The sequence below is a fragment of the Geomonas sp. genome (genome assembly GCF_056994735.1).
Genome location: NZ_JBXKJL010000387.1, coordinates 1 through 3,667, shown reverse-complemented (window position 1 = coordinate 3,667; position 3,667 = coordinate 1). Strand labels below are relative to the sequence as shown.

General features: G+C 57.9%; 6 protein-coding genes. 2 read left to right on the top strand and 4 right to left on the bottom strand.

The features are described 5' to 3' along the window. From AC11W3_RS16775 to AC11W3_RS16765, 3 genes are all read right to left on the bottom strand, one after another. On the bottom strand, positions 1–340 hold a 340-nt coding region (locus AC11W3_RS16775), incomplete at its 3' end, for a hypothetical protein (protein WP_484093388.1). A 27-nt stretch (positions 341–367) separates the two neighbouring features. Further along, a complete protein-coding gene (locus AC11W3_RS16770; RefSeq protein WP_484091095.1) occupies positions 368–1,246 on the bottom strand; it encodes an RluA family pseudouridine synthase in 879 nt (292 codons plus the stop codon). Then, complete coding sequence (locus AC11W3_RS16765) at positions 1,243–1,764, bottom strand: NUDIX hydrolase (RefSeq protein ID WP_484091094.1); 522 nt, start codon at positions 1,762–1,764, stop codon at positions 1,243–1,245. Before AC11W3_RS16765 ends, AC11W3_RS16770 begins: the two co-directional genes overlap by 4 nt. A 269-nt stretch (positions 1,765–2,033) precedes the next feature. Here AC11W3_RS16765 and AC11W3_RS16760 point away from each other — a divergent pair, with 269 nt between their 5' ends. Then, complete coding sequence (locus AC11W3_RS16760; RefSeq protein WP_484091093.1) at positions 2,034–2,492, top strand: FKBP-type peptidyl-prolyl cis-trans isomerase; 459 nt, start codon at positions 2,034–2,036, stop codon at positions 2,490–2,492. Between the two features lie 62 nt (positions 2,493–2,554). Here AC11W3_RS16760 and AC11W3_RS16755 read toward each other — a convergent pair whose 3' ends face one another. Beyond that, positions 2,555–3,046: a ferritin family protein gene (locus AC11W3_RS16755; RefSeq protein ID WP_484091092.1), complete on the bottom strand. Its 492-nt coding sequence runs from the start codon at positions 3,044–3,046 to the stop codon at positions 2,555–2,557. A gap of 143 nt (positions 3,047–3,189) precedes the next feature. Here AC11W3_RS16755 and AC11W3_RS16750 point away from each other — a divergent pair. Then, a partial coding sequence (locus AC11W3_RS16750; RefSeq protein WP_484093387.1) for an SDR family oxidoreductase occupies positions 3,190–3,667 on the top strand: 478 nt, incomplete at its 3' end.

Genomic DNA, 3,667 nt, shown 5'->3' with positions numbered 1-3,667 from the left:
GTTTCGCGCACTTATCGCAGGCCCGGTCTCCGGCAGGCTTTACCTCTGCAGCACCGCCCTTCAGGCACTTCTCGCACGGCTTATCGCCACACGGCTTCCCTTCCGCCGTCTGCCGCTTCGCACACTTGTCGCACTCGGCCTGCTGCTTTGCACATTTCTCGCAACCCGCCGGGTCCTTTACCCCCTTGGCGCAACCTCCGCAGGGCTCCTTCTGATCGGCTTTAGCGCAGTTGCCGCAGCCAGGCTTCGCCGCGCTCTGTTCATTAGCCCATACAGCCAGTGAACAGCAGGTAAGCGCAAAAATAACAAGGGAAAACAGGGTAACCAGGTGTTTCTTCATTTTTACCTCCGGGAATATCTGAATACATTACACTGTCGTCTGTACCGGTGAAGCCTGGGCAAATTCCGCATCGACGGGAGCCACGGCCTCTATTAAGTTGCCTTTCGGTCCTTTGAACCTCATGCTCCGGCAGTGGAGCATCATCCGGGACGCGGGCCGGCCGCCGTAGCTCTCGTCCCCGATAATGGGGAAACCGGAGTGGGCAAGGTGGACGCGGATTTGATGCGTGCGGCCGGTAAGAGGCCTGGCTTCGAGAACGGTGATCCCGTCACCTTCGCCCAGAACGCTGAACCGTGTGCGGGCCGGTTTGCCCGAAATCGCCACACCATACCGGAACTTGCTGATTTTGGCAATCGGGGCGTCGACCGTCCAGAACTGCTCGTCGGGCGAACCGGCAACGAGCGCCCAATAGGTCTTCTCCACCTTCCCCTCTTTGAGGAGGTTCGATATCAGGGTCGCCGCCTGCTTATGCTTGGGAAAGAACATGACCCCGCTGGTGCCGCGGTCCAGCCGGTGCACAACGCGTGAGGGGTCCTTCAAACCGATGCTTCTCATGTAAGCTTCCACCGCATACTCGACCGTCCCCTTCAGTTGGTACGGCGTGCGCTGGCTGTTGACCCCGACGGCCTTGTAGACGGCAATGAAATCCTTGTCTTCATAAAGAAGCTGTTCTCTGGTATAGACGACGTCGATGCAGCGCTCGGCCTCCATCACCCCCAGGGCGATTTCATCCCCCTCCTTCAGCGTCCGGGAGGAGACCCGAACGAGGGTCTGCGAGATGTTGCATCCGCCCCAGTCGATGATCCTTCTGATCTCCCCCTTCGAGAGTTGAGGAAAGAGCGCCTTCGCGCCGTCATCCAGCCGCATTCCCGCCTGCTCCGATTCCACACGTCCGATCAGTATCATTCCAGGAGCCTCTCAGCACGCAACAGAGCGGCGAGGGTCTTGCCATCGGTGATGCCACCCAGGGCGGCGAGATTCACCGCCTCTTCCAGCGGCAGCCGCACGCAGGAGATTTCCTCGTAGTCTTCCGGCGCAGCCTCACCTTGGGTAAGGTCAGTGGCGAGATAGAGGTGGATCACCTCGTCGAAAACTCCCGGAGAGGAATGCAGCACCCCGAGCGACATCATCGACGAAGCAACGAGTCCCGTCTCCTCTATCAGTTCGCGTTCAGCACAAAGCTTCGGGTCTTCCCCGGGCGACAGGCGTCCCGCCGGAAGCTCCAGCAGGAAATCGCCGACAGCCGGGCGAAGCTGGCGGATCAGCGTGATCGTGCCGTCGTCATGCAGCGGCAGAACGGCCGCCCCGCCGGGATGGCGCACGATCTGGTAGGTATACCATCCCTGCTCCCCGATCATCACGTCCATCTGCTCGATATCGACCACGATGCCGCTGAAGATTACAGACCTGTTTTTGGTTTCCATACTTTCCCCCTCCAGATAGATACCATTTCCCTTGCGGGAAGTGAAGGGCGATTTGTGTCGCCGACACCGGTACCGACGCGGCCATCCCCATTAGATTCAGAATTTTCTGGAAGGCTCCGGGCCCGGGGTAACTATACGGAAACCCAAGAAAGCCGCAGCTGTATTGGCTGGATTAGCAGGCAGAGCCGGGAACTTTAACATGGATAAATGCCCATCCATCTGTTACATTGTTTGGACTTGGTGGAAAAAACATTAAAGGTGGTGCGCCAATGGCACAGGCAAAACAAGGGGACCGCGTAAAGGTTCATTATACAGGAAAGCTTGACGACGGTACGGTGTTCGACTCGTCGGAGTGCTCGACCGATGACTGCGGATGCGGCCACGGTCCGCTGGAATTCACGATCGGGGCGGGAGACGTCATTCCTGGGTTCGATACGGCCGTGGCAGGGCTTTCAGTTGGTGAATCCAAGAGCGTCCACATCCCGGCCGAGGAAGCTTACGGTGAAAGAAACGACGAGATGATGGCCGTGGTTCCCAAGGGCGAACTTCCCCCGGAGATGAAACCGGAGGTTGGACAGCAGCTCGAAGTAACCCAGGAAGACGGGCAGGTATTTCAGGTGGTCGTGGTTGACGTCAATGACGAGACCATCACCATCGACGCCAATCACCCGCTGGCAGGGAAGGCGCTGAACTTCGACATACGCCTGGTTGAGATCTCCAACGACTAACCAGGAGATACTATAAATAAGAAAAGCCCTCCCCCTGAATCAGGTGGAGGGCTTTTTTATTGCTAGTTCTCAGCCAGGAAATGGCACTCGTACAGATCTTCGAGCGACTGGAGGTGGCGGCTTTCGTCCGCCAGCATCTGCTGGAAGAGAGCCGCCATGGGAGCGCCCGCGCAGCCCTGGGACATCTTCTGGTAGAAATCGATCGACCCCTTCTCGAGGTGAATCGCGTAAGCCAGCGCCTCGCGGGCGTCCGACTCGGGGCGGAGTTCACGCTTGGCCAGCACGTAATCGAGGTTCATCGTCGGGACCTTCTGCTGCAGGTCGGGTCCACCCTTCATCTCGCCGTCAATCAGCGCCTTCTCCAACTGGTGCTTATGTTCGAGCTCGTCGAGTGCTGCGTCCTTGAATATTTCGCGAGCCCCTTTGTCCTTCACAATCCGAAGCGCCGCCAGATAGGCCCTGAAGCCTTCATCTTCCATTTTGGTGGCCATCTCTATCGCAGCTTCAAACGTGTAACAGACGTCGCCTTGCACAACCTCGTTCTGATCGGCCATGGAATAATCTCCTATAGGTTAGATTAGGAAGCATTTTTAACATAAGACGCCGAGGAGCACAAGGCTTTGTAAACATAATCATTCGATGCGGATTATCATCCTGCTGGTACACTGTTTCCAGCTTTGGCAGTTGAGGAGGCTGTATGCGCATATTCCTTGCCGGCGGTACCGGGTTCGTTGGCGGACACGTTCTAAAGGCCCTGGTTCAAAAGGGCCACAGCGTCAGGCTCCTGGTCCACAAGAGGAGCGCCGGGAGCGAGCCCGGCGTGGAGCAAGTCGAAGGAGACGCGACCGAAATTCCTACGTTCATTGACGGCGTAAAGGGGTGCGATGCCACCATCAACCTGATCGGCATCATCCGCGAGTTTCCCGGCCGGAACATCACCTTTCAGCGGCTGCACGTCGAGGCCACTCGCAACATCATCTCGGCTGCTCAAACGGTCGGGATCAAGCGACACCTGCAGATGTCATCGCTGGGGACCAAGGCCGGGAGCCCTACCAAGTATTTCCAGACCAAGTTCGCCGCCGAGGAGGCCGTGCGCAACTCAGGGCTCGACTACACCATCTTCCGTCCCTCCATCATCTTCGGGCCCAAAGACGGCTTCGTCAACATGATGGCCG